This window comes from Prevotella sp. C561, from assembly GCF_000224595.1.
GTDB classification, from domain to species: Bacteria; Bacteroidota; Bacteroidia; order Bacteroidales; family Bacteroidaceae; genus Prevotella; species Prevotella jejuni.
Map to the genome: position 1 here is coordinate 196,649 of NZ_JH114145.1, position 24,854 is coordinate 221,502.

The window sequence follows — 24,854 nt, forward strand, 5'->3', positions numbered from 1 at the left end:
AATATTATTATAATAGATTTAATGCGGGCATCTGGAAAGAGTATGATGAGAATGGTTATTTAATAGATGAATACGACCAAGATGCCCCTTATAAAAACTATCCATGGGAAAAAGTGGAGAAGTTTGTAAAGGAAGAGTTAAAGCTGGATTTATTCGATAAGAATGTTTCTATAAGGCGATATGTAAGTGATAAAACCAATATACCAGTATGGATTATTCATTACAAGGTAGGATCAAATATAGTTTCTATTAAAATAAATGCCAATACAGGAGAAATTATAAAGAAAGGTACAAATCCTATAATAAAGTAGAATGGTAAAAATTGTAACTGATGGAGCTATTATGTGTTGCACTTTAGGAACTTGGCAAGCTAAGTTGATGGTTCTTAGTCAAAGTTTCCGAAGTATTTCGGGAGCATTGGTAGCTACGGAGGAGGATAAAAGTGGTTTAAATAATATTCCAAGTTTTGGAGTTTGCAAATGTAGTTCTCCGAATCCTCCTTGTACTCCCCAACCACAAGGCTGGCAGCAAACAACACAGAAAGACAGTATCAATGGGATGAAAAAGCTGACGGAGCAGTCATTCTGTATGTGTGCTAAAGGAGGAAGAATATCGTTCGTAGACACAGGAAGTAATACTTTTGTTGAAAGTGAATAAAAGTACTCATGCTCTACCTTTATGATGCTTTGTAGATGTCTTTATACCGATAGACTGCGTATGCCTCTGGCTGAAACACAGATGGCAACGGTACTCAGCAATGCCGACCCACATGGAGCGGGTCGTGTACAGGTGCGCATGAATTGGCAGACCGACAACATGCGAACAAGTTGGGTACGCGTGATGACACCAGATGGCGGTGGCAGCAAAGACGTAAAGAGCAACCGTGGCTTTGTTTTCATCCCAGAGGTAGGCGACCAAGTCCTCCTCGGCTTCCGTCATGGTGCTCCCGCCCGTCCCTACGTCATGGGTAGCCTGTTTAATGGAACAACAGGTAACGGTGGAGGTTCTAATAATAGTATTAAAAGCCTTAAGACACGTAGTGGTATTTCTGTTATTCTAAATGATGATAATAGGTCACTTGAAATAAAAGAGGTTCTTCCGTTAAATGCGTAGATATGGCTTTTTAATGTTTATAAGCTATTGGCGGATTCAACAGGCAAGTCCAAGTGGGTTGTGAGGACAGAAATTCGCACCTATCGTGCCTTCTCTGACAAGGAGTACGGTACAATATATCTTGCTGAAAGGATAGACTATGTGGGAGGTGGTTTCCTATTGTTAGATTATAGTGGGCGTAAGCACTTACTTTCTACTATAAAAGATCACCTTGGGCGTCTCATTATCTTTGGACAGGACGAGGAACGAGGTCTTATCCGCTCAGCAATGTATAAACATGGCGATGTCATAGACCAATTGGTGGCATACGACTATGATGAAAAGAGTAATCTTATACGTGTACGTGATCGATTTGGTAAGAGTATTGAGTTTGAATATGATGGTGCCAATAGAGTGGTTTTACGTCGTAACCGCAACAATATGACGTATACATGGGAGTATGACACTGAAGGACGTGTTATCCATACTACTGGTGAAGGTGGTATACAGGAAGGATATATATCTTACCATGACGGATATAACGAAGTAAGATACTCTGCTACAGGAGCTACGGAGCAGTATTATTATGACGAAAACAACCTTGTATATAAAAAGGTGGATGCCATGGGTGGTGAGACCTGGTATGGTTATAATTCTTGGCATGAGCGAACATTGGTGGGTACACCGGAGGGTAAGGTCGTAGGATATGATTATGATGACCGTGGTAACCTTATAAGATTGACGGCTGCAGACGGAGCTGAGACTGTTTATGAGTATGATGACCATAATCGTGTGATAGCACGTACAGATGCAGCCGGTAATAGAGAAGAATGGGTCTATGATGCAGAGACAGCATTGTTGCTGAAACATAAGGAAGCGGATGGTACTGTTGTTACTTATACATACGAGAAGGATAAGCAGCAGCCTTCTGCTATTGAGTATGGTGAAGAACTACGTGCTGTTCTACAATATGACACTTTAGGATTAATCTCAAATATTACAGATGGGCATGGCGTTTGTGAAACATTCGCTTACGATGACTATGGCCGTCCACTGAAGCACAGGCATGCTGATGGAAACAGTACAGAGTGGCAGCGTGACCGACTTGGCCGTGTTACTCGCTACGCAACTCCTGGGCAGAGCGTGATGCGCATCTCCTACGATGCCTACGACCTGCCTGTTGAAGTTACCAGTGGCAATGAAGTGTGGACTATGGAGTACACTCCTATGGGTAACCTGCGCCGTCAGACACGTCGGACGAGTAGTATGCGCATGGTCAGTGCGCTGAGCTATGAGTATGATTTCTATGATCAACTGAAGTTTGTTGAGAACGAACATGGTGAACGCTATTTCTTTGAACGTGACCTTAATGGCGAGATAATCTGTGAGAGGGGATTCGACGGAGCGGAACGCCACTATATCCGTGACCTTGACGGCACGGTGATCACGACACAGCTGCCTGATGGTACGACTGTGCACCATCAGCATGACCTGGCTGGGCGACTTACCTATAACAAGTACACCGATGGTAGCTGGGAGGCTTGGGAGTACGATAAGGTAGGACGGCTCACCAAAGCGTACAACAGGGACAGCGTGACGGAGTTCGTGCGTAATGCTTGGGGGCAGGTCATAAAGGAAACGCAGGACGGGCGTACAGTGGAACACAAGTATGATGACCGCTCTCGACTGTCGCATATAGTAAGTGCATTAGGAGGAATTATTACCTACGGATATGATGCAAAAGGCTCTGTCAACCACATATCAGCTGGCATGTCAGGGCGGAAGAAGCCTTGGGAGGCGGATATAGCATACGACCGATTCGGGCGTGAAACATCACGTATGATGCCTGGCTGTGTAGAGAATACGATGCACTATGACAGCATTGGCCGCCCTGCACATCAGCGTGTCCGTCATAATGGCCGGACGCTGCTTGACAAGTCATATACTTGGGGTGATAATCTTCGTCTTTTACGAACGTTTGACACAATAAACCGCAGAAGTGTCCGTTACGATTATGACGCCTTCGGTTCTCTGTCAGGGGCAGTGTTTGGTGACGGAAGTCGTCAGTGGCGTAACCCAAATGCAATGGGTAACGTGTATGATAGTCCCGACCGAATGGACAGGATCTATGGTCGTGGTGGACAGTTGCGTGAGGACAAGAAGTGGCGGTATTATTATGACAGCCATGGCAATCTTGTGCTGAAGACCATGCGCAGGATGGAACCATCGCATAATGCGGAGGCACGGGATAAGTTCCTTGCTTGGCAGAGCGGTGATTATGCCTATACGTGGCAGGGCAATGGTATGCTTAGAAGTGTAACACGGCCGGACGGCAAAACTGTAACCTTCAAGTATGACGCTTTAGGCAGACGCATTGAGAAGGTCTTTGACGGACGAGTGTATCGCTACCTCTGGGATGGTGATGTCATCCTGCACGAGTGGGACTATGCCGAGGCTGACCGTCCGAACACGATTGTTACCGAGACTGGCGAGGTCACACTCGATAGGCCAGAACCAGTTGAGAATCTCATCACGTGGGTTTACGACAGTGACAGCTATGTCCCTACAGCCAAGATTGTTGGTGACAGGCATTACAGCATCATCAGCGACTACATCGGCCGTCCCGCCCAGGCATACGATGATAATGGTAATATCGTCTGGCAGGCAGACTATGACATCTACGGTAATCTCCGTAACCTCCACGGCTGCAGGCAGTTCATTCCTTTCCACCAGTTAGGACAGTACGAGGACGAGGAGACTGGGCTGTATTACAACAGATTCAGGTATTATGATACGAGGATTGGTAATTATATCAGCCAAGACCCGATTTCTATAGTAGGCGGGATAAATGTATATGCTTATGTTCATGATTCTAACAGTTGGATAGACCCATTAGGATTGAGTTCCAACCCCATAATATTTACAAGTAGTAGCGGACAGACTCATAAAATCAGTGGATATACAAATTTGGGTCATATGAGCGATACCCAATTAAATACACTCTATCATGCAAATAATAATGCTCTCAAAGGAAAAGGTTTTGGATTATCTGGTGTGGATAAACAAGGGAATACAATTGTACTACATCATTATAAACAAAATCCTAATGGAGATTTAATAGCTATGCCTGCCAAACATCACGATAAACCACATACAAACCCTGGCCAACATCCATTTGGGAAGCAAAAAGGAAGTGGATTAACACCTGACGAACGAGCTGTATTTAATAAATGGAAGCAAGAATATTGGAAAAAACAAGCCGAAGCGGAATTAAAAGCGAGAGGTAAAATAATTGGTTATAATTAATTAAAAAAGGATATGAAACAAGAAATCATAAATAAATTGAATGTTTTTTTTCAAGATAATCCCACGATGTTAGGGAAAGCTGCTACTAATGAACAAATCATAAGCGCAGAAAAAGAACTTAATATTATAATGGATAAAGATTATAAAGAGTTTATTCAAAACTATGGAGGTGCTTATGCTGGATTAGCAATTCATGCTTTTGTAAATGGAACATCAATAGGGAATGAAACTATAATTGATTTAACAAATAACGCTCGTAAACTTTTTAATGAAGCTAATCTTTTTTCCAGAGATTAATAAGAGTCTTGTAATTGCAGACGATGGTTCAGGAAATCCTATTGCTATTATGCCTAATGGGGAAGTGGTGTTATTTGACTACGATACAGAAGAAAAGCAGGTGCTTTCAAATTCTTTTGAAGAATTTATTGAAGAGAATTTTGTGGAATGGTAATCGCAAGTTCAAAGCACGAGGATTAGACGTCACTGTTCATCACAATAAGATAAAAGAGGGAAAAGACATTGAAGACAGATTTATGGATAAGGACGACCCACTAAGTTTAGTCCGGGTGCGTCATCTGAACTGTGCCATTGGCTTCATTTCTTTAGGAGCTTGAGGAATGCTGATGGACAAACCGAAGCTGTCTTTCTCTTGGTAAAGTCACGCTGGGTTCGATATAAAGTATGGCTTTTAATTCACTGGTGATATAAACCATCGTTTTTCTTGATGTTGCAAAGATATGACAGTATTTCTGAGCTTCCTAATTTTTGGATATGTAACTTCAAGAACCTATAATAATTGGAAGCGGCCGACAAACTTTTTATTGTGTTAGCTGGTAACACAGTTGAAATAACATTGTCTATATTTCTTACATTTTATTCTTTTACCTCATATCTTTACTACACTTACAGAAAGATCCCCTGCCCCATTCCACACGACAACTATGCAAGAGAGAAGGCGGCTGTGTCAACTGATGAAAAGATTGTATCCTGTTCTTTTAATACCATGTTCACAACACGTCATTCGCACAAATCAATCATCAAAAACACATTTTATGAGCCGTTTATCCTGTCGTTCTATTTTTCTTTATTACCTTTGCTCACCTAATTAAGTAAAGTAGCACTAGCTTTCGTTTGTTATTAAGAACTTAAAACAACAAAGAACTGCTTGTAAGCTACCCCAGATATTATAAAAGACAGAAAACAAATATAAAAAATATGGCAAAGAAGAAAAAGCAAAAGAAAGGTGGACAACAACAGTTTCTTTCACCAGAGAAATTCCTGAAAACGAGAGCCAGATCCCTAAAAATAGGGAAATGCTACTGCGCCGTTAACCTATTTGAAATTGGAGTTGGTTATGTCTTAGTTTCCAGAGAACATACAGGCGGTAAGATTAGTTATGCATGCTATCTCATTGAGACCTTTTACTTAGGGTTAAAAGATTCTATGTATGCAATAAGAGTAGATGCAGGCGATTTTATCGATACTGTAGAGATGCTCAGCGAGACAACTGAACTTGAAGAATGTAGCTACGAAGAAGCACACAACATTATATATGGTGCTATTGAATATGCCGCAGAACAAGGAAGAAAACCACATAGTAGCTTCATGATCACAAAGTATATGCTGGAAGAAGATACAGACGATATACCTCTCATAGAGTACGAGTTTGGGAATAGCTTCAGACACAATCTTCCACCTGCAGAGAGCGATGAAGACGACGAGTCTATCATTAAATCGGACAATGAAACAAATCCCACATGCGACATGGAAACAGAAAACGACAACAAATCACAGCAACTTGCAGAGAACTTAAACCTGCATAATAAATGGCTTGTAGAGGAACTAAGCAAACCCGAAAACGCTTATTGGTTAGAAAAACCATTAATAAGCAAGATTCTTGCTCTGCCTAAGGAAGAGCTGCGTTCGGACTTAGAAGAGATTATCCGCTATGTCATAACCATCACAAAAGATGGCGATATTCCTTCCTATTTTGAAAATGGAGACATCAATGGAATCCTTGCTTCTTCCCTTATCTTATTAGGAGAAGTGGGAAACAACAGCAGTAGTCTGGACCTCGTATTGGAGAGTCTAAGACAGTCAGAGGATTTCTATGATTATCATTATGGCGATACTGCTCATCATACTATTGTTCCGACTCTCTACAAGATAATGACAGCTGATGACTTTGATAAGCTACTCAGCTTCATGAAAGAGCCTTTGCCATATTCTTTCGGCAAATCTCATGTGGCTGAGACAATACTGCAAATAGTATTCAACCAGCCTGAATTGAGGCAGACATGTATTGAGTGGTTTGACAAGGTTATCACATTTGCAACTGAAAAACTACCAGAAGAAGAATATTTCGATGGTGCGTTGGCAGGAATTATCACCTCTGACGTCATAGATATACAAGCTTCAGAACTTCTCCCCAAAATAGAAGCAATGTATGATACAGGCTATGTAAACGAAATGTGGTGTGGGAGTTTTGATGATGTAAAGAAAAAGATTTCCAAGAAAAAGAAGCAGTCACATGAAGAATTCTTCAGCACTGATGTTTACAAAATCTTCGCTCATCAAAAGTCTTATCTAGAAGGTCATATTTAATGCTGGACGGAGGCACGCCTAATAAGTGTGCCACCTTATGCCCAAAAAGATCGTAATTAATAAGCGATTCTACCAAAACAAATTTTCCTGTCATTTCTGTCATCTAACGTAGACACACAAGTATTTGATTTATAAAGAGTTTACGATAAATGTTAAAAATGACAGGAAAATAAAATAAAAAAGGTTCTTCCGTTAAATGTGTGGACGCTTTTCGTAGTGCTTTAATGTAAGAGCCAAAGTTACTCATTAAACAAAAATATAGCTGAGACAGTCAACTATCTATCCTATTTTCATCCTCTTTCATTGAAAATCCTTCCGTTTTAAGACTTCGAAAATCTGCAGACAAGGGTTTAAAAAATCATTACATAATTTTAAGGAAAACACCTAGAACTAACGGCAAAAATACACACATGAAGCAAGTTTGCAATCAACAGGGTATCAATTAGTTACCAAGTATAAAGTAAAAGGTGCTTGATTGGACATCAAAAGGGCGTTAGCAAGGGTCTTAAAGAGCATCTTTTGCAACCCAGAAGGGCGTCTTTTAGAAGCCAAAAGAGCATGTATTGGGTTTGAGCTGTACGAAAACAATTTACAAACATGATTTAATAAGGGAATAAGCAGGTTATAGACGACAGATAGACATCACACCTAATTACATTTATCATATAGTTTACCTCCCCCTTATAAAACAATCTTATTGGAGGTAAGCTTACCATGTATGTGGATTAATCTCACTCTATTAACAATCTACACATTTAACGGAAGAACCATAAAAAAACTCTTGTATAATACGTGATAAATTCCTTCTTACTTTAGCGGACTTTATCACTCCATATTATCGAAGTATCTCAAAAAAGAAAGGAAAGCACGAATATTAGCTATTTTTTCGTTATCTTTGCAGCAACAAAACATTGAGAACGAGAATGGAAAGTGCAAAGAAGTATTTGTTGGGAATGACACTTGGAGAACTGAAAGAGGTTGCCAAGTCGCTCGGAATGCCAGCTTTTACAGGCGGACAGATAGCCAAGTGGCTCTATACACAGCATGTGAAAAGTATTGATGAGATGACGAACATCTCAAAAGCAAACAGAGAGAAACTCGCTGCAGAATATGCTATTGGCTGTAAGGAACCTATTGATGCACAACATTCTAAGGACGGAACCATCAAATATCTCTTCCCAACTGACAATGGTAAGTTTGTTGAAACGGTGTATATACCAGATGAAGACCGTGCCACACTCTGCGTTTCTTCACAAGTGGGGTGTAAGATGAACTGTCTCTTCTGCCAGACAGGAAAGCAGGGTTTTGAAGGTAGTCTTTCGGCTACAGACATTCTCAATCAGATTTACTCCCTCCCTGAACGTGACAAGCTGACGAATATCGTCTTCATGGGGCAGGGCGAACCAATGGATAATCTTGATAACGTACTTCGTACCACAGAGGTTATGACAGCTGACTTCGGCTACGGATGGTCACCAAAGCGCATTACAGTGAGCAGTGTAGGCGTCAAAGGAAAACTCAAACGGTTCCTTGATGAAAGTGACTGTCACGTTGCTATCAGTATGCACACCCCTCTGCACGACCAGCGTTCGGAGTTGATGCCAGCAGAAAAAGGAATGTCTATAGAGAGTATCATCGAGTTACTCAGCAATTACGATTTCTCACATCAACGTCGTCTGTCGTTTGAATACATTGTCTTCAAGGATTTCAATGATAGTGAGGAACATGCTAAGGCGATTGTACATCTACTCAAAGGATTGGACTGCCGCATCAATCTTATTCGTTTCCATCCTATCCCTAATATTCCATTGCAGGGTGTTGATGACCATAGGATGGAGAGATTCAGAAACTATCTGACACAACATGGTATCTTCACAACAATCCGTGCCAGTCGTGGACAGGATATCTTTGCTGCCTGTGGTCTGCTCTCAACGGCAAAGAAGATTGATGAGGAAAGAGGAAGAAAGAAAAGTAAAAGATAAAAAGGAAACTGAATAAAACAAAACAATACAAGATATAATTATATGAACGAGAATAAAAGAATCCGTATAGCAATCACACACGGAGACACGAACAGCATTGGTTATGAGCTTATCTTTAAGACCTTTGCTGAACCAGAGATGTTGGAACTCTGCACGCCAATCATCTATGGTTCGCCTAAAGTAGCCACCTATCATCGCAATGCACTCAATATTGAAGCAAACTTCACTATTATTAAAGATGCATCAGAAGCACAGAATGGACGGCTTAACCTGCTCCCTGTCTTCGATGACGAGATTAAGGTTGAATTAGGTGTACCTTCTGAGGAAGCTGGTGTAGCTGGTTTGCGTGCTGTAGACAAGGCTTTAGAAGACTATCGTCAAGGACTATTTGATGTTCTCGTAACCGCTCCTATCGATAACAATGAACATTTCCACTTTAGTGGTCAGAGCCGATATATTGAAGACCATTTGGACACAGAGGAGCAAGGACTATCTGTATTGATTAATGACGGACTACGTATTGCTCTCGCAACACGTAACCTCCCATTACGCCAAGTAGCAGAGTCTATCTCAAAAGCAAGTATTGTTAATAATGTAAGTGCACTCTTTAAGAGTCTTCGTCGTGATTTCCGCCTTTCTTGTCCACGCATTGCCATACTCGGTTTGAACCCCAAAGCCGGCGACAATGGTTTGTTGGGCTCTGAAGAACAAGAGATTATCTTGCCAGCTATAGACGAACTGGTAGAAAATGGGATACAAGCTTTCGGCCCCTACCCTGCTGACACCTTCTTTGGCTGCAACGATGCAGAACAGTTTGATGGTATATTAGCAATGTATTACGAACAAGGACTTGCTCCTTTCCGTACTCTTTCGTCATGCCATGGTATCATATATACAGCGGGATTATCACTTATTCGTACAGCTGCAGAAATACCAAATAGTCTGGCATTAGCAGGTAAGGGGATTGCAGACGAACTACCCTTTCGCCATGCAATCTATCTCGCTATAGACATCTTCCGCAATCGTGCAGAATACGATGCACCAATGGGCAATCCTCTTCCAAAGCTTTACAAGGAAAGAAGAGATGAAAGCGACAAGGTGCGCTTTGCCATTCCACGTAAGCGTGAGGACCGCACACTAAACAACGGCGAAAGCCGTAACACGAAAGAGACACACTAAGCGTGTCCTCTTTCTATTACTGATATTAATAAAGAAGACCTATGAACAAAAAGTTTCAGAACATCTTCTTCATCTTTGGCTTGGTTGTACTCTGTATTATGGTGTACAACCTTGACTTTACTGATGCATGGCAAAAAATACAGCATGCAGGTTATTGGTTCCTTGCTGTAGTTATACTTTGGGCATTCCTCTACATCTTTAATACGGCAGCTTGGTACACGATTATACGTAGTCAGATACAGGGCGCAGAGGAACGAAAGAAGGTTTCTTTCCTATGGCTTTATAAGGTTACTGTGTCAGGCTTTGCCCTTAACTACGCTACTCCAGGAGGACTAATGGGTGGTGAACCTTATCGTATCATGGAACTTACACCAAAGATTGGAGCTGAACGTGCAACCTCTTCTGTCGTCCTTTATGCCATGACCCACATCTTTAGTCATTTTTGGTTTTGGCTTGTCTCCATCTTTCTTTATATCTTCACGCAGCCTGTCAACCTTCCGATGGGTGTGATGTTAACTGCAGTCTTTGCCTTTTGTGTGTCTGCTATTTGGTTCTTCCTCACAGGCTATAAGAAAGGTTTAGCAGTTCGGGGAATGAACCTTGTACGGCATATACCTTTTATAAAGAGATGGGCAGAACCCTTTATTGCCAGTCATAAGGAAGAGCTCGACAGAATTGACACACAGATAGCATCATTACACAACCAGAACCCTCGTACCTTCTTCACCGTCGTTCTACTTGAGTTTTCATGCCGAATTTGTAGTGCATTAGAGATATTCTTCATCCTTTTAGTATTACTCCCGTCAGTCAATTACTTTGACTGTATTCTCATTCTTGCCTTCACCTCTCTCTTTGCCAACATGCTCTTTTTCATGCCTCTACAATTAGGTGGTCGCGAAGGAGGCTTCCTAATGTCTGTCAAAGGCTTAGGACTTACGCTCGAAGCGGGTATTTTCGTTGCCCTACTCGTCCGTATCCGTGAACTCATTTGGACAGCTATTGGCTTACTACTTATCAAACTGAATAGAAGACAAGACAAGTAATCCGCAATATAAAAACAGTTATAAAAAAGTTCGCGAACAATCATCAAGATGTTCGCGAACTCTTTATGAATTATTCGCGAACTTTTTTCTACTTGTTATACGACTGACGTTCATAATTCTAAACTATTTGAATTATCCTTTATCAGAGGCGGCAAAGAAAGACAAAAAGAAAGTTGTTAAAGTCTGCCAAAGTTGCAGTTTTTTCAAATTTAATAGGTAAATTTGTCAGTTAAATGAATACAACAGAATTACAGAAAACCAAACAACGATATAATATTGTCGGTAATAGTGACGGACTAAATCGTGCATTGGATGTTGCTCTACAGGTAGCACCCACCGATTTGTCAGTACTAATTATCGGTGAGAGCGGTGTTGGTAAGGAAATTATCCCACGTGTAATACACGACAATTCACCTCGTCGACGTGAGAAATACTTTGCTATCAACTGTGGTTCTATCCCAGAAGGAACCATTGATAGCGAGTTATTCGGTCATGAGAAAGGTTCTTTCACTGGTGCTATAGGTGAGAGTGAAGGTTATTTCGGTATAGCCAATAAAGGCACAATCTTCCTTGATGAGGTTGGTGAACTACCAATAGCAACGCAAGCTCGACTGCTTCGTGTACTTGAGACAGGAGAGTATATTCGTGTCGGAGGACAGGAAATTCGCAAGACTGACGTACGCATTGTTGCTGCTACCAATGTAAACATGCGTAAAGCCATCAGCGAAGGAAAGTTCCGTGAAGACTTGTTCTATCGTCTGAATACAATTCCTATCCAAATGCCACCACTCCGTGATCGTGGCGAAGATATCCTACTTCTATTCCGTCTTTTCGCAATGCAAATGGCCGAGAAGTATCATCTTCCAAAGATTACACTTACCGAAGAAGCCCGACAGATACTGTTACAATATAAGTGGCCAGGCAATGTTCGTCAACTAAAGAACATTACCGAACAGATGTCAATCCTTAGTGAGAAGCGAGAGATTGATGCTGACACATTGCTGCACTTTATCCCTCGTGATCAGGATAGTACACAACTTGCACCAATACAAAGTGGTGGTACGCATAGTTATGAGAGCGAACGTGAGATTCTCTATAAGATACTCTATGAGTTAAGAGGAAATGTAAGTGACTTACGTCGCGACCTTACCAATGTTCGTAAACAGTTGGAAGAGAGTAGACAACTCAATGGGGCAAGTGGATTCCAACCTGCTCCACAGACAGTCTCAAATCTCCCAGCCACTGCTAACAAGCAACCCATCACCCCTACTCGTACGATAGAACCGGTTGAAGATGCTGAAGCTGAAGAGATCTCTGAACCAGAGACACTCAACCTAAATGATATTGGGAAGCAACTCGTGGAGAAAGCATTAGAACGCAACAATGGCAATCGCAAGAAAGCTGCCTTAGAGTTAGGTATCAGCGACCGCACCCTCTATCGTCGCATCAGACAATACGGGTTAGACAAAGATTAAACAATAACTACGTAAAAGAATTATCCTCTCATAAAAGACAATGAAGATAGGAAAGAACATAATATCTATTCGTCCACTCACATGGGGTGTAACAGCTATCTGCTTGCTCTTGCTTGTAGCGTGCAGTGTATCTTATAAATTCAATGGTGCAAGCATTGATTATAGTAAGGTACATACTATCCAGATTTCAGATTTCCCTATCCGTTCATCCTACGTATGGGGCCCTATGGGACCAATGTTCAACAACCAGTTGAAAGATGTCTTTGCCAATCACACACGTTTACAACAAGTGAAGCGAAATGGAGATATGAAGATTGAGGGTGAAATCACACAATACCAGCAACGTAATAAGAGTGTTTCAAGCGAAGGATATTCTGCACAAACAGAACTTTCCATCACCGTCAACGTGCGTTTCACAAACAATACTAACCATAGCGAAGACTTTGAGCGACAGTTCACAGCCACAGCAAGCTATGAAACAGTACGTAGTCTGAACTCTGTACAGGAGGAACTCGTCACACAGATGGTGAAAGATCTTACTGACCAAATATTTAATGCAACCGTAGCTAATTGGTAAATACAATTCATTTGCACTATCATTTTTACCATTCCCCCTCATAAACGCTTCAACACATGGATATAGCCAATCTGATTAATCACCCAGAAAATCTGAACAAGGAGACCTTATATGATCTCCGAAGTCTGCTTGCGCTTTATCCTTATTACCAACCAGCACGTATCCTACTACTACAAAATCTCTTCCTACTCCACGACCCGACCTTCGATGACGAGTTGAGACGTGCTGCTGTTTATATCTCTGATCGTCACATACTATTTAAGCTTGTAGAAGAAGCTCACTATCGGTTGATTCCACAACAGAAACAAGTAAAAAAGCAAACAGAAGCTTCTACTGCTACACAGACAGCCAAAGAGGAACAGGATCGTACGACCTCACTGATAGACAATTTCCTGGAACAAATCCCAGAGGAGGCCGAAAGAGAACAAGAAACAGCTGGTGTACGTAAACCAACACCTGCCGATGCAACAGTAGACTACGTTGCTTATTTACTGGAAAGTGAGAGTAAACAGAAAGAAGAGGTCACCCCGCAGCTTAGAGGACAAGAACTAATCGACGACTTCATCTTCAACGAAGGAGGTAAGATAACCTTACAAGAGGAAACAGAATACGAACCAGAAGAAAACAATCATAACGAAGCAGCCGAAAACGAAGATACAGGCTACTTCACCGAGACCTTAGCAAGAATATATATAAAACAAGGTCGATATTCCAAAGCATTGGAAATTATTAAGCGATTAAATTTGGTATATCCGAAAAAAATCGTTACTTTGCAGACCAAATACGGTTTTTAGAGAAATTGATAATAAATAACAATAAAAAATAAGACAAGAAAAATGTACACGTTATTAGTAATCCTTATCGTGATTGCAGCACTTTTGATGATTGGTGTCGTACTGATTCAAGAGTCAAAGGGCGGTGGTCTTTCTTCAAACTTCTCATCTTCTAATGCCATCATGGGCGTTCGCAAGACTACTGATTTCGTTGAGAAGACTACATGGGGTTTAGCTATTGCTATGGTAGTTATCAGTGTTGCCAGTGCATACGTGGCTCCAAGAGCAAGCACTGATGAGAGCGTAATAGAGAAAGCTGCAACACAGGACAACACAACTAATCCTAATAACCTGCCTAATTTCGGCGCAAGCCAGCAGAAACAGGCCGCACCAGCTGCTCAAGCTCCTGCTGCACCAGCTCAGGCACCAGCATCTCCAGCTAAATAAAAAGAAATAACAAAAAAGTACGGGAAATATTTGGTCGTTCCAAATAAAACCCGTACCTTTGCACTCGCTAAGAAGAAATAGCCAACATGGTGGATGTAGTTCAGTTGGTTAGAGCGTCAGATTGTGGTTCTGAATGTCGTGGGTTCGAATCCCACCACCCACCCTTCTTAAATTAAGCGGAAGTCTTTAATAGATTTCCGCTTTTTCTTTTATATATGTGATAAGCAACAGTACTAAAACTAAAATTAGTGATTTTGTAGTTTAATAACCGACTTAGATAAAACAATAAATCTCTCTTTCATAACTACCTCCTCATGGATAAAACTATAAAACACTTAGGGAATATAGCTTGTTCGGTATTTGACGTCATAAAGACTTGCTAACAAGAGAAGCTATTACACATATTACAAGAATATTTTTTATTTTAGTTTGCTGTCATTTTTAACATTTTATGTAACCATACTGATAACTAATTAGTTAGATGACGACTCCGCATGACAGTAATGACAGCAAATTTAAAACCATCTCAAAACAAAGAAGTAAACGCATCCCCACTCTCACTCCGAAACAACGGGCACTACCCCAAAAGATATAAGAGAGAAGGACACATAGATTGAAGGCGTCTGGTAAGGCAGACTAAGTCCCCTATCAAATATCATACACTAAACTTCTAAAAGACTACTTATTCACGAAATACTCTCATTGTATTTCTTATTAATAGATGTCTACACATCATTACTGAATATAGCTAATTCCCTTTCTTACAACTGCCGAGAACCTTAAACCCACTTTCCAACGCTCGAGCCCATACTCTATTATCACATTCTTACTCCCACTGAATACAAACAAATGGGATAATATTCATTTGTTTACTAATTATTTCCTATATTTGCAAAGGGAAAGAAACACCTAAACAAAATGGAAGTACACATTGTAAAAAAGAAATTGGGGAGTAGAAAGGAATTAGGCAGGCACCCTATAGAGATTGATGATACCGTCAATACGCTCGAAGCCCTACTCTACACCTTGACCCGACAAGGTCTGACAGAAGCCCAGACTCCGAAAGAGAACCATGCTTTATCCGACAGTGAGATAGCCGAACAGGCAGAAGAAGGACGCATCCGCTTTGCTGAGAACTATGGTGAAAACCATGACACGCTGGAAAAAGCAATACAACGAACACGGCAGGCATACGACGATAGTCTCTTTAGAGTATTCATCAATGGTGAAGAAATAACAACATGGGACGCTCCCATCAAGCTCTGTCAAGGAGCAGAAATCGTTATTATCAGACTCACCATGCTCACAGGACTTTATTTCTAAGACAACCTCTTAGAAGTTCTGCCTACAAGGGCAAACGCTTAGTTTCTACCATTTACCATCGTTTCATAAACCCTTTCAGTCAGCAATACCGCTTTGACTATGAAGGATTTATCATCTAAGAACCTACTAAAAAGAATAAGATATGAAAACAAAGCAAGAACTACAGGAACACTGTAAACAATATATTGAAAACATCAACCTATCTAAATGCAATATATGGGAGGAGAAACTTGTAAAACGCTGCAGGGAGGATAACTATCAATTCGGCAACTATCTGAATATTTTTTATAATCCTGTCACTGGGGAAAATTCCTCTTTTCAAACAATAGAAGAACTCCTTTCCTCAGGAGCAAACCTCCCTCACATTCTCCCCAAAGACTTTTCCGAACTCTTAGAAACGCATCTGAGACAGCTCAAAGACCTCTCCCATACGAAAGGAATCTATCGCATAGACGTAAGGGGCGACCTCGACTTAATGGAGATAGCATCTGACATATCAGACATAATGCGAACTTTCTTTGCCACAGCTGCCTATGGTCTCACTATTGACGAGCTCATCCGTGGACAGTACCCAGATGTTACAAACTATTTCTTCTCGTTCACTCCGGTTCTTACTGCTGCCATCCAACAAGGTAAGCCAGAAACTATCGAAGCTACAAAAGAGGTGTTGACCAGTGAGAACAACATCGGAATCCTCACAAAAAGCCTCATCACAGCCATAGAGTCTAATAACAATGAGGAGTTGCACATGCTCCTGCTCAACGTGCTGAGGGCTGCAAAACTACAGGAAGGTCTGCGCCAAAGTATCGTAGAATGTGGTAATGAATACAGCCTATCATTCTACAAACGAATGCTGGATGTCATTGCTGAAGAAGGACTCCTACGTTATAGCTCCGTTAGACGGTCTGTGCAGACGTGGGTAGGAATAGGCTACGAGACTGTTACCGACAAAGATATAAAGACCATCTTTGAAGGTATTTGCCTGTTCCTAGGCCACCCTGAGGAACGAGCAAAAGCCTATATGGGGCCGAATGCACTACTCGTTTACGTTGCTTTATATACCGCTGGCGCTGAAGACTTCAATGTTGCACAACATGATGCTATACAGTTAATCAACAATGAAGCCCCACTCCAAAATCGTATTGCAGCCATCTACTATCTTGACCGTTCAAGTCATTTCAAAGTTACTGACCACCTCGAGTTCTTTGTGAAGCATCTGGATGATCCTTTCACAAAGGCTTTCTTCATACAACAATTAAGTTGTACAGCCAGGGAGGAAAAGTATGAATATGGAAAGGTTGACCGTGTCTCGGGAAAACAACGTGAACTTTTTCAACAGCTTTTTGATGAGATTGCGAAATGGGAGAAGGAGGTTAAGAATAACACAGACTTCACCTTCAAAGGCTTTGAATGGTTCAGAATCCGTCTTACACGCGAGACCTTCATCAATGCTTTGTGGGTGTTTGCTTGCCAACTGAAGACGCAAGAGACCATTGACCACATCCTTCTTGAGAAGATTCCTAACTGGAGTGTATCCTTTACCAGATATTATAGATATGGTCAAGACGATGAACGCAAAGAGCCACTACGAGCTTTTATGCAGGACTATTACCCTTTAGGCAGTCCTGAAGCACGTCGCCAGTACCTTGCAAAGAATATCTTTAGCTACGAGAAGGAGGGTTTTGAATTTCTCTTGACCTTCTTCCCCAAGGAAGACTTTACCACCACGGATATCAAGGAGATAGAGAAGAAACTGAAATCCAAGGTCTCTGACACACGTAATAAGGCTGTCCGCATCCTTCTCACCTTACCTTACTCGCTGCTGAAAGCATCTTACGAACGCTTGCAGACCACTAATGGAGACTATATCTCAGCCGCTTTGACCGAACTTAGGGAGGGCAACAAACAGCTTGCAAAGGACTTTGCTCCTACAAGTGAAGAGACAAGCACTACCACACCAACGTCCTATCCTGGCCCTGAAGGTGGTTACGGTCTGTACAAGACGGGGGAGATACCAACCATTAAGCTATCCGATCCTTTCCAGACAAAGAACGATTCGCAGTCGTTCCTTGGTAAGGTATTCAATAAGATTACCGGTAAGAGCCATGCAGATGCAAGCTCTGTCTTTACCTACACCATTGACGAACTACGCAAGCTCTACACCGAACTGGAAAAGATTATAGTAGAGAATGCCGACAAGGAGTATAAGAGTCGCTGGGGAGGTACACAAATACTTGGAGATAGCTATCTCTCTTTTACGTCTGATGAGCAAACCCTTGACACCCTTCCCTACCCCGAACTATGGAAAGGTTTTCTGGCCGCCCATCCTCTCAAAGACGAAGATTTATTAGGTATCTATCTGATGCTTATTGTGTTTGAAGGCAACTATCATACAGAAATCGTAGACCTTAACGCAGACAACTATCCCTTCAAGGGTCTAAAGAACGTTGAAAGCTGGAAGTATGACTACCATTTCAAACTTATCATAGCGACCTTACTTGCCGACTTAAACAGGAGAAATCCGTCCCTACTATTCCGTCAAGCCTACATGACACTTGCACTGATATACTTCTATTGTCCGACTAACAAGTATATAAGAATTTCTTCTTACGATTCAGAGAAAGAGGGATATATATTCAACAGCCATTTCTTCTCAATTGCGATGAGGTATGCCGAAAGTAGTTGGAGAACCGAAGAAGAGTTCAAGCTCTTTGCTGAGATGACAATGGCGATGTATGAGAAGTATGCACCATTGGCCCGAACTAACAAATCAACATATTACTCTGACTATAGCATAGATGCACTCTTACTATCCCGTTACAACCTTCAAGGACATCTATCCGACGATGCCTTTATGGAACTACTGCTGCAGGATGAAGGCAAACAGCTACAGGAAGCAGGGAAGTACATCTATAACACACGAGGTCACCGACTCTCTTTACAATATGAGGACGAGAAGATATTTGATGCTCGATACGGCAAAGAGACTTACGAGAATTTGCAGAGAGTCATCAACAAGATAGCTCAACACCTCTTTAAGATTGAGATGACGCGCCTTAATGCACCAACGACAGCCTCCTACATCATCACCCGTGCGGGGAACGCAATGGTGCTGCAGGGCGCTGAATACATGGTTACAGCAATGAAGGCATTGGGCAAAGATCACCTGATGGCAAGCAGCTATGGCACAGAGAAGCGTGTAGTACTGACCGATATCATCGAACTTACCTTCCCGCTCACCACTGATAAGTCCGAGATACTCAAGCCTATCAAGGACGACAGACTCTTAGAATTAGCCTATTTTGCACCGCAATGGGTTCCACTTATCAAAGCACATCTCAATTGGGAGGGTTTCGACCTTGCCTACTACTATTTCATTGCGCATACAAAGGAGATGGGCGCAGACGAGAAGCGGGCAGCTACGGCACTCTTCACCGACCTCGACCCAGCCGATCTTGCCGATGGTGCATTTGACGAAAAGCTCTTCCACGAGGCTTACACCGTGGTTGGAGAAAAGCGTTTCGAACTGTTCTACAAGGCAGCACGATACATCGGAAGCAGTAACTATCACAGTCGCGCACGTCGCTTTGCAGACACGGCTCTCGGCAAGATAGACGAAGAAACCATCACAGAACAGATACATTCCAAGCGCAACAAGGATGCAGTTTGTTCATTGGGACTACTCCCAGACAAGAGCGACAAAGCATTGCAACGCCGCTACCAGCTTATACAAGCCTTTTTGAAAGAGTCGAAGCAGTATGGTGCACAGCGTCAGGCGTCAGAGAAACGGGTATGTGAGATTGCCCTACTGAACCTCTCACGTGGTGCAGGCTATGCTGACCCAATGCAGCTAACATGGCGTATGGAGAGTCAGCAGGTGACTGATAATGCTGCTTATTTGCAGGGAATCAATGTGGAAGGATACACACTGAGACTGCAGTTAGCCGAGGATGGCACCAATAAACTCATCATCCAACAAGGCGAGAAGGTATTGAAAACAGTACCGACAAAGATTAAGAAGCATCCCGACTACCTCAGTATTGCCGATATGGGCAGGGAATGGACGAAGCAGAGAAAGCGTGCTCGAACGATGCTGGAGGACATGATGATACGGCAGACACCATTACGTCCACAGGATGTGGAGGTGATTGCGCAAAATCCTATTGTCAGTCCGATGTTCCGACTACTGCTCCTTCGACAAGGGACGACCACAGGCTTCCTTACTGACAAAGGTTTGGAGACCCTCGATGGTGTACGTCAAGTGAAAGCTAACGAGCCTATCACCATTGCCCACGCACAACAACTCTATGCCGACGGTACATGGTCAGCCTGGCAACACACCGTCTTCAACAAGAAGATAGTACAACCTTTCAAACAGATATTCCGTGAGATCTACATCCCTACACCTGCCGAAGCAGAACAGAGTGAGTCGCTCCGTTACAGCGGATACCAGATTCAAGTGAAGCAAGCCGCAGCCGCATTGCGTAGCCGTGGATGGAGTGCTGACTACGAAGGAGGCCTTCGCAAGGTGTTCTATCGCCAAGGTATCTCGGTTGAACTCTATGCAAAAGCCAACTGGTTCACTCCTGCCGATGTGGAGGCCCCAGCCATTGAGTATGTAAGCTTCTCATCTACACGTTCATACAAACAACTGAAGATTGCTGAAATCGATCCTATTCTCTATAGCGAGGTGATGCGTGATGTGGATATGACAGTCAGCATAGCCTTCGTTGGTGGCGTCGACCCAGAGACAGGAAACTCAACGAAAGAACTCCGCGCAGCCATTATCAAGTGTACTGCCGAGCTGATGAAATTCAACAATGTAACGGTTTCTGACAACTTCATCCACGTCAAAGGCACACTTGCTGACTATACTATCCACCTCGGTTCGGGCAATGTGCGACAGGTTGGTGGTGTAGAGATTCCTATCATCCCCGTACATGGTCAGCACCGTGGGAAACTCTATCTCCCCTTTATGGATGAAGATCCAAAGACCGTGGAGATTGTTTCCAAGATGGTACTACTTGCAGAAGATAATAAGTTAAAAGACCCAACAATTTTGAAATGGATTAAACGGGAATAACATTGACAACTCTTCCGAATGACGCTGAAGATTGTAAGGATATTTTAATCATCCCTCTCCTCTCAATTTGAGAAGGGGCCGAGGATGAGCCTAAAAGAGGCCCTTCTACGTTCAAGAACATGCCCTTCAAGGGTTAAGAAGACGCCCTTCTTGGAGCAAGAAGGGCGTCTTCTTCAACACTGTTTGTAATCTACTGATTTATTGCATGTTACAAACTTACTTTTAAGGGAGATTATACTCCGTCATTAAAGATGTTTTGCTCGACTCTATGTAATGGTTTTTCATAATCTTATTAATTCCTCTGAACAGTGTAGCGACAGACATTCAAGCTACGTAAAACCCACTTTTCACCTCAAGATAGAACTCTCCGCAGCCTTCGACTCATACTTAGGAGAATGGTTAACCTTCTTACCATAATCAAGAGAATAGGCTACTTTTACAGAAGCAAAAGAATTATCCCGTTCGCTAACATCACGCCCATAACACTGGTAGTTAGAGGCTAATAAACTTCGTGTACGCTCATTTCCTTGTATAAAAAGATTTCGTGCAGTAACGACTACTGACAGATTTCCGTGACTCCACTCTGCTGACAAGTCATAGAGGAATGGTAGGTGTACACGTTCCTGACAACCCATCAAATCTTTGCGAGCCGTCTGTGCAGAAGCAGAGAGCGAGAAATCGCCCAAGTAATAATGGGCTTCCATACGTGCATAACAGCATCCTAAACGTTCGTCGGCAGCTCCGCTTACACGGTAATAATCATATCCACCCTCCCATTTCACATTGAAATCACTCATAGGTTTCCATGTAGCAGAAAGTAACAGTTGGTATTGATGATAGCGTGTATCGCTCGAATAGGTATTAATCAGTCTGTTATTATCTTTTAGAAAAACATCGGCAATAGCATTACTCATATATTCATAGTTGGCAGAGAGTAAAGCAGACCACTTCTTAAAGGTGAGTGAATAAGTCAAAGCAGGACCAAGCAGCGTGGAGTTGGCCATCGTTGGGTTACCACGACGTACCAAGACACGATCTATCTGCTGCTCTGCTGCATTCACGGTGTTCAGTGTTGGGAACGTATTCCCTAAGGCAAAGAACAGTTGTACAGCCTGATGCTGATTTGGACTCCACGAAAACATTGAGTAAAAACGTGGTGCCAGATGTGTCACCTCCTGCTCTCCACGCAACTTGTAAGCAAGGTAAGACACACCAGGACGAGCCACCAACATTACTTTTCTCCCCCACCGCTTCGCATAATCAACAAAGAACAAGGATTCAGAAGACCTCAGATGCTGCAGACTCGGAGAACTACCTCTATACTCATCTTGACTTATCTTCAAGAATTCAATCAGACTAAACGTTAGATTATGTCCCTTGGGAAGAGGCATCACATAGCTTGAATTAAAGTTTAGATACGTATAATCTTCTTTCACATCACTCAAGAAAACCCTGTCTTCGAGGCTATTACGCTTATAAGTATTACGTGCATAATAACCATCCAACGAACATTCAAGACTCTTTTCACCCTTGAAATTACGATTAAAGTATAGGGAAAGAGTGGGTTTTACAGTCTTATCATGCTCAAGAACATTATTTGTAAACGACAAAGGAACGGTATAACCCGTATATTCCAAACTACCATTCAAGACATCATCACGCCTTGTACTGACTTCAACACCGCTTCTAATCATCCACGTTGTACGCTCCGTCCTCCGACTAAGACTGGCATTAACGTAACGACCGATACTCTTCATATCAGTATCATACGCTGCCTCTTGTTTATGAATAGGGTTATCCAACAGATAATCTGTCGTAGTTTCACCGTAAACCTTAGGGTTCTGTACACTGCTACCTGCCCATAGATTAACATTATAATGCCCAAGACTATACTTTGAGGTAAGGTTGTAACCACCCTTCAGATAACCTACTCCTTGCAAAGCATCCACTTGCGTATAACCACCCGAAGTATAAGTCTTAACAATATAGTTCATCACAGCCTTGTCGTTTGCATACTTTCCCGTAGGCATATCATAATATTCTACACGCAGGACATCCTTTGGACGTAACGATGTTATCTCCCTCACAGAGGCCTTCCTACCGTTGATATACAGCGTTGCCGTACCTGCTGGCGTTGTTATAACACCATTCTCTGTATCCACATTGACACCAGCCAACATCATATTCTTTATAAGCTCAAATCCAGAATGAGCATGCTTCCGCTGTTTCGGAGTAGGAATACAGTCGATATGGTCCACCTCTCGTTTCGTCACATCACCTGCAACGACCACCTCCTTCAGCTGAACATTCTTTGATACAGAATCAGTCTGTGCTACAGCAGGAAGTGTCATCACACCGAAAATCACACAAATTATTTTCCTTCTATCCATCTTACTGCTATTTTTCAGTCATATACAAGCATATATGACATTATACTTTAGGCTTTATAACTATCGCTACAAAGTAAGGAAATAAATAGGAGAAAAACAAGTGAAAAGTTGACAAATGATATTGAGAAGTAATATTTTTTGCTCTAATTATATTCTACAATAGACTGAGAATGAATAGTATTTACGAAATACAGATATCATCTCCTCATTGCAAAGCTGTATATTTCCCCTACCTGCTATAGCTTCGCATGGGATCTGCTGATAGTAAACGTATTTCATGCCGCACCTTAACATAAAATTAAAAGGGCATATACAGAGGCTAAAACAAAATTCTCCTACACCTTATAAGTCAACAGAAAGACAGATATAAGACGGTGATAAAATATTACATAAAACGGCTATCAATGAAAAAAGGATGCTTTAAAGAAACCTCAAAAGCATCCTTTTCTTTTATATGATAAGGTTATTTTACTGCATATCGTAAACCACCTGCATCAGTTTTTTACCTAACGCATCAGCAGCCTCCATGGTGTTAGCCTCGCTGTAAACACGAATAATAGGTTCTGTGTTTGACTTACAAAGATGAACCAAAGTAGGAAGATTATGGAACAGGTAAGAGACTTAAACATGGAGGCTGACAATATGTAGGTGGTGTTGTCCGCTATCAGCGGAATAAGCAAGAGAATTAAGGAAGTACACAGACACACAAGCCGCTCTTTGGCGGTGAGCACTTCCTCACAAGTAAAGAAGTATGCGAAAGGCTGTATATCAGCCCCATCCCCTGCAGGACTATCGAAACAAGAGGATTATTCCCTATGCACAGTTCGCAGGAAAGATACTCTATAAGGCTTTAGATTTGGAGAGGCTGCTGGAAGAGAATTATAGCGCATAGACAAGAGAAAACTCTTTTATCATATAGGAATTGCATCCATCATGTGTTTTATGAGAAATACGTGACGGATGTTTTTTCATGTTTTTGCCGTTTGCCATGCATGAAACGTAGAAAACTATACGAAAATTTGCAGATAAACACCAACCTCTCAAGAAATCATGAGGAAAATTCTATAGATGGAACATACGGACACATACATGTCAAAACGAACAACTATGAATATGCCCAAAGCTCAATTAGTCCCGCAAGTTCAACATAGAACTGCAATCCCAAGTGCTGGTGTAGCTTAATAATCTATACCTGAAAACACCGAGGGGTTTGGGGGCGAGAAGCCCCCATGAGAAGAAAATCAACAAGCAATGCATAAAAATAAGAAAGGGAGACCTCTGTCTCCCAAAGATTAATTAATTTTGCATTGCAATGTACAAACAATTAACCTCGGAGCAAAGGTACACAATTTCTGTGCTACTCCAAAATAGAACGAAACAAAAAGATATTGCCAAGGCGATAAATGTAAGTGCAAGTACAGTGTCTCGTGAAATAAGACGTAATAGCGGAGTCCGAAGACACTATAATTGGGAAACTGCCCAAGCAAATGCAGTACAAACAAGGCGCAGAAAGCCAGGCAATCGTTCAGTCGACAAGGATGTCATGGAAGAGGCGAAGCGCCTTCTTATTACTGAGCAAT

Annotated in this window: 17 protein-coding genes, 1 tRNA gene and 4 pseudogenes; 20 read left to right on the forward strand and 2 right to left on the reverse strand. The window is 42.0% G+C overall.

The window, feature by feature from the left end:
- The 18 genes and pseudogenes from HMPREF0666_RS08595 to HMPREF0666_RS08670 all read left to right on the forward strand — a co-directional run.
- Positions 1–311 (forward strand): annotated as a pseudogene (locus HMPREF0666_RS08595) (hypothetical protein); the annotation flags it as partial.
- A 1-nt stretch (position 312) separates the two neighbouring features.
- Entirely contained in the window at positions 313–657 is a 345-nt protein-coding gene (locus tag HMPREF0666_RS08600; protein ID WP_009012017.1) for a DUF4280 domain-containing protein, read from the forward strand.
- 51 nt (positions 658–708) lie between these two features.
- Positions 709–1,092: pseudogene (locus HMPREF0666_RS08605) on the forward strand (phage baseplate assembly protein V); the annotation flags it as partial.
- 48 nt (positions 1,093–1,140) lie between these two features.
- Complete coding sequence (locus HMPREF0666_RS08610; RefSeq protein WP_009012019.1) at positions 1,141–4,398, forward strand: RHS repeat-associated core domain-containing protein; 3,258 nt, start codon at positions 1,141–1,143, stop codon at positions 4,396–4,398.
- 12 nt (positions 4,399–4,410) lie between these two features.
- Positions 4,411–4,695, forward strand: coding sequence for an SMI1/KNR4 family protein (locus HMPREF0666_RS16120; protein ID WP_009012020.1), 285 nt, complete (start codon positions 4,411–4,413; stop codon positions 4,693–4,695).
- Complete coding sequence (locus HMPREF0666_RS16615) at positions 4,667–4,849, forward strand: SMI1/KNR4 family protein (protein WP_009012021.1); 183 nt, start codon at positions 4,667–4,669, stop codon at positions 4,847–4,849. Before HMPREF0666_RS16120 ends, HMPREF0666_RS16615 begins: the two co-directional genes overlap by 29 nt.
- The gene (locus HMPREF0666_RS17355; protein WP_146156746.1) at positions 4,824–5,012 is read left to right on the forward strand and encodes a hypothetical protein; all 189 of its coding nucleotides are present in this window, start codon (positions 4,824–4,826) and stop codon (positions 5,010–5,012) included. The genes HMPREF0666_RS16615 and HMPREF0666_RS17355 overlap by 26 nt, the downstream gene beginning before the upstream one ends.
- 601 nt (positions 5,013–5,613) lie before the next feature.
- The gene (locus HMPREF0666_RS08620; protein ID WP_009012022.1) at positions 5,614–7,002 is read left to right on the forward strand and encodes a hypothetical protein; all 1,389 of its coding nucleotides are present in this window, start codon (positions 5,614–5,616) and stop codon (positions 7,000–7,002) included.
- Positions 7,003–7,925: 923 nt separating this feature from the next.
- On the forward strand, positions 7,926–8,984 hold the full coding sequence (gene rlmN, locus HMPREF0666_RS08625) for a 23S rRNA (adenine(2503)-C(2))-methyltransferase RlmN (RefSeq protein WP_009012023.1): 1,059 nt from the start codon (positions 7,926–7,928) through the stop codon (positions 8,982–8,984).
- 42 nt (positions 8,985–9,026) lie between these two features.
- Positions 9,027–10,163 (forward strand): PdxA family protein, encoded by a 1,137-nt coding sequence (locus HMPREF0666_RS08630; protein ID WP_009012024.1) that lies wholly within the window; start codon positions 9,027–9,029, stop codon positions 10,161–10,163.
- Positions 10,164–10,204: 41 nt separating this feature from the next.
- On the forward strand, positions 10,205–11,206 hold the full coding sequence (locus tag HMPREF0666_RS08635) for a lysylphosphatidylglycerol synthase transmembrane domain-containing protein (protein WP_009012025.1): 1,002 nt from the start codon (positions 10,205–10,207) through the stop codon (positions 11,204–11,206).
- A 233-nt stretch (positions 11,207–11,439) separates the two neighbouring features.
- A complete protein-coding gene (locus tag HMPREF0666_RS08640; protein WP_009012026.1) occupies positions 11,440–12,681 on the forward strand; it encodes a sigma-54-dependent Fis family transcriptional regulator in 1,242 nt (413 codons plus the stop codon).
- Positions 12,682–12,721: 40 nt separating this feature from the next.
- On the forward strand, positions 12,722–13,258 hold the full coding sequence (locus HMPREF0666_RS08645) for an LptE family protein (RefSeq protein WP_009012027.1): 537 nt from the start codon (positions 12,722–12,724) through the stop codon (positions 13,256–13,258).
- 56 nt (positions 13,259–13,314) lie between these two features.
- Positions 13,315–14,084, forward strand: a pseudogene (locus HMPREF0666_RS08650) (tetratricopeptide repeat protein).
- A 10-nt stretch (positions 14,085–14,094) separates the two neighbouring features.
- Positions 14,095–14,478: a preprotein translocase subunit SecG gene (secG, locus tag HMPREF0666_RS08655; protein ID WP_009012029.1), complete on the forward strand. Its 384-nt coding sequence runs from the start codon at positions 14,095–14,097 to the stop codon at positions 14,476–14,478.
- Positions 14,479–14,567: 89 nt separating this feature from the next.
- Positions 14,568–14,641: transfer RNA gene (locus tag HMPREF0666_RS08660), tRNA-His, on the forward strand.
- A gap of 755 nt (positions 14,642–15,396) precedes the next feature.
- Positions 15,397–15,801, forward strand: a complete 405-nt coding sequence (locus HMPREF0666_RS08665; protein WP_009012030.1) for a hypothetical protein — start codon at positions 15,397–15,399, stop codon at positions 15,799–15,801.
- A 142-nt stretch (positions 15,802–15,943) separates the two neighbouring features.
- Positions 15,944–20,884 (forward strand): DUF4132 domain-containing protein, encoded by a 4,941-nt coding sequence (locus HMPREF0666_RS08670; protein WP_009012031.1) that lies wholly within the window; start codon positions 15,944–15,946, stop codon positions 20,882–20,884.
- A 347-nt stretch (positions 20,885–21,231) separates the two neighbouring features.
- Here HMPREF0666_RS08670 and HMPREF0666_RS08675 read toward each other — a convergent pair whose 3' ends face one another.
- Both HMPREF0666_RS08675 and HMPREF0666_RS18455 read right to left on the reverse strand, forming a co-directional pair.
- The gene (locus HMPREF0666_RS08675) at positions 21,232–23,274 is read right to left on the reverse strand and encodes a hypothetical protein (RefSeq protein ID WP_009012032.1); all 2,043 of its coding nucleotides are present in this window, start codon (positions 23,272–23,274) and stop codon (positions 21,232–21,234) included.
- A gap of 468 nt (positions 23,275–23,742) precedes the next feature.
- Entirely contained in the window at positions 23,743–23,865 is a 123-nt protein-coding gene (locus HMPREF0666_RS18455) for a hypothetical protein (RefSeq protein WP_255346424.1), read from the reverse strand.
- 57 nt (positions 23,866–23,922) lie between these two features.
- On the opposite strand from HMPREF0666_RS18455, the pseudogene HMPREF0666_RS08680 reads away from it, so the two are divergent.
- Positions 23,923–24,166: pseudogene (locus HMPREF0666_RS08680) on the forward strand (helix-turn-helix domain-containing protein).
- 420 nt (positions 24,167–24,586) lie between these two features.
- Positions 24,587–24,854: helix-turn-helix domain-containing protein (locus HMPREF0666_RS08685; protein WP_009012033.1), on the forward strand; the 268-nt coding region annotated here is incomplete at its 3' end.

Bases quoted from the DNA above. Each gene is read 5' to 3' on its own strand.
- HMPREF0666_RS08600 (WP_009012017.1), top strand. From the start codon at position 313: ATGGTAAAAATTGTAACTGATGGAGCTATTATGTGTTGCACTTTAGGA.
- HMPREF0666_RS16120 (WP_009012020.1), top strand. From the start codon at position 4,411: ATGAAACAAGAAATCATAAATAAATTGAATGTTTTTTTTCAAGATAAT.
- HMPREF0666_RS16615 (WP_009012021.1), top strand. From the start codon at position 4,667: ATGAAGCTAATCTTTTTTCCAGAGATTAATAAGAGTCTTGTAATTGCA.
- HMPREF0666_RS08620 (WP_009012022.1), top strand. From the start codon at position 5,614: ATGGCAAAGAAGAAAAAGCAAAAGAAAGGTGGACAACAACAGTTTCTT.
- rlmN (WP_009012023.1), top strand. From the start codon at position 7,926: ATGGAAAGTGCAAAGAAGTATTTGTTGGGAATGACACTTGGAGAACTG.
- HMPREF0666_RS08630 (WP_009012024.1), top strand. From the start codon at position 9,027: ATGAACGAGAATAAAAGAATCCGTATAGCAATCACACACGGAGACACG.
- HMPREF0666_RS08635 (WP_009012025.1), top strand. From the start codon at position 10,205: ATGAACAAAAAGTTTCAGAACATCTTCTTCATCTTTGGCTTGGTTGTA.
- HMPREF0666_RS08640 (WP_009012026.1), top strand. From the start codon at position 11,440: ATGAATACAACAGAATTACAGAAAACCAAACAACGATATAATATTGTC.
- HMPREF0666_RS08645 (WP_009012027.1), top strand. From the start codon at position 12,722: ATGAAGATAGGAAAGAACATAATATCTATTCGTCCACTCACATGGGGT.
- secG (WP_009012029.1), top strand. From the start codon at position 14,095: ATGTACACGTTATTAGTAATCCTTATCGTGATTGCAGCACTTTTGATG.
- HMPREF0666_RS08665 (WP_009012030.1), top strand. From the start codon at position 15,397: ATGGAAGTACACATTGTAAAAAAGAAATTGGGGAGTAGAAAGGAATTA.
- HMPREF0666_RS08670 (WP_009012031.1), top strand. From the start codon at position 15,944: ATGAAAACAAAGCAAGAACTACAGGAACACTGTAAACAATATATTGAA.
- HMPREF0666_RS08675 (WP_009012032.1), bottom strand. From the start codon at position 23,274: ATGGATAGAAGGAAAATAATTTGTGTGATTTTCGGTGTGATGACACTT.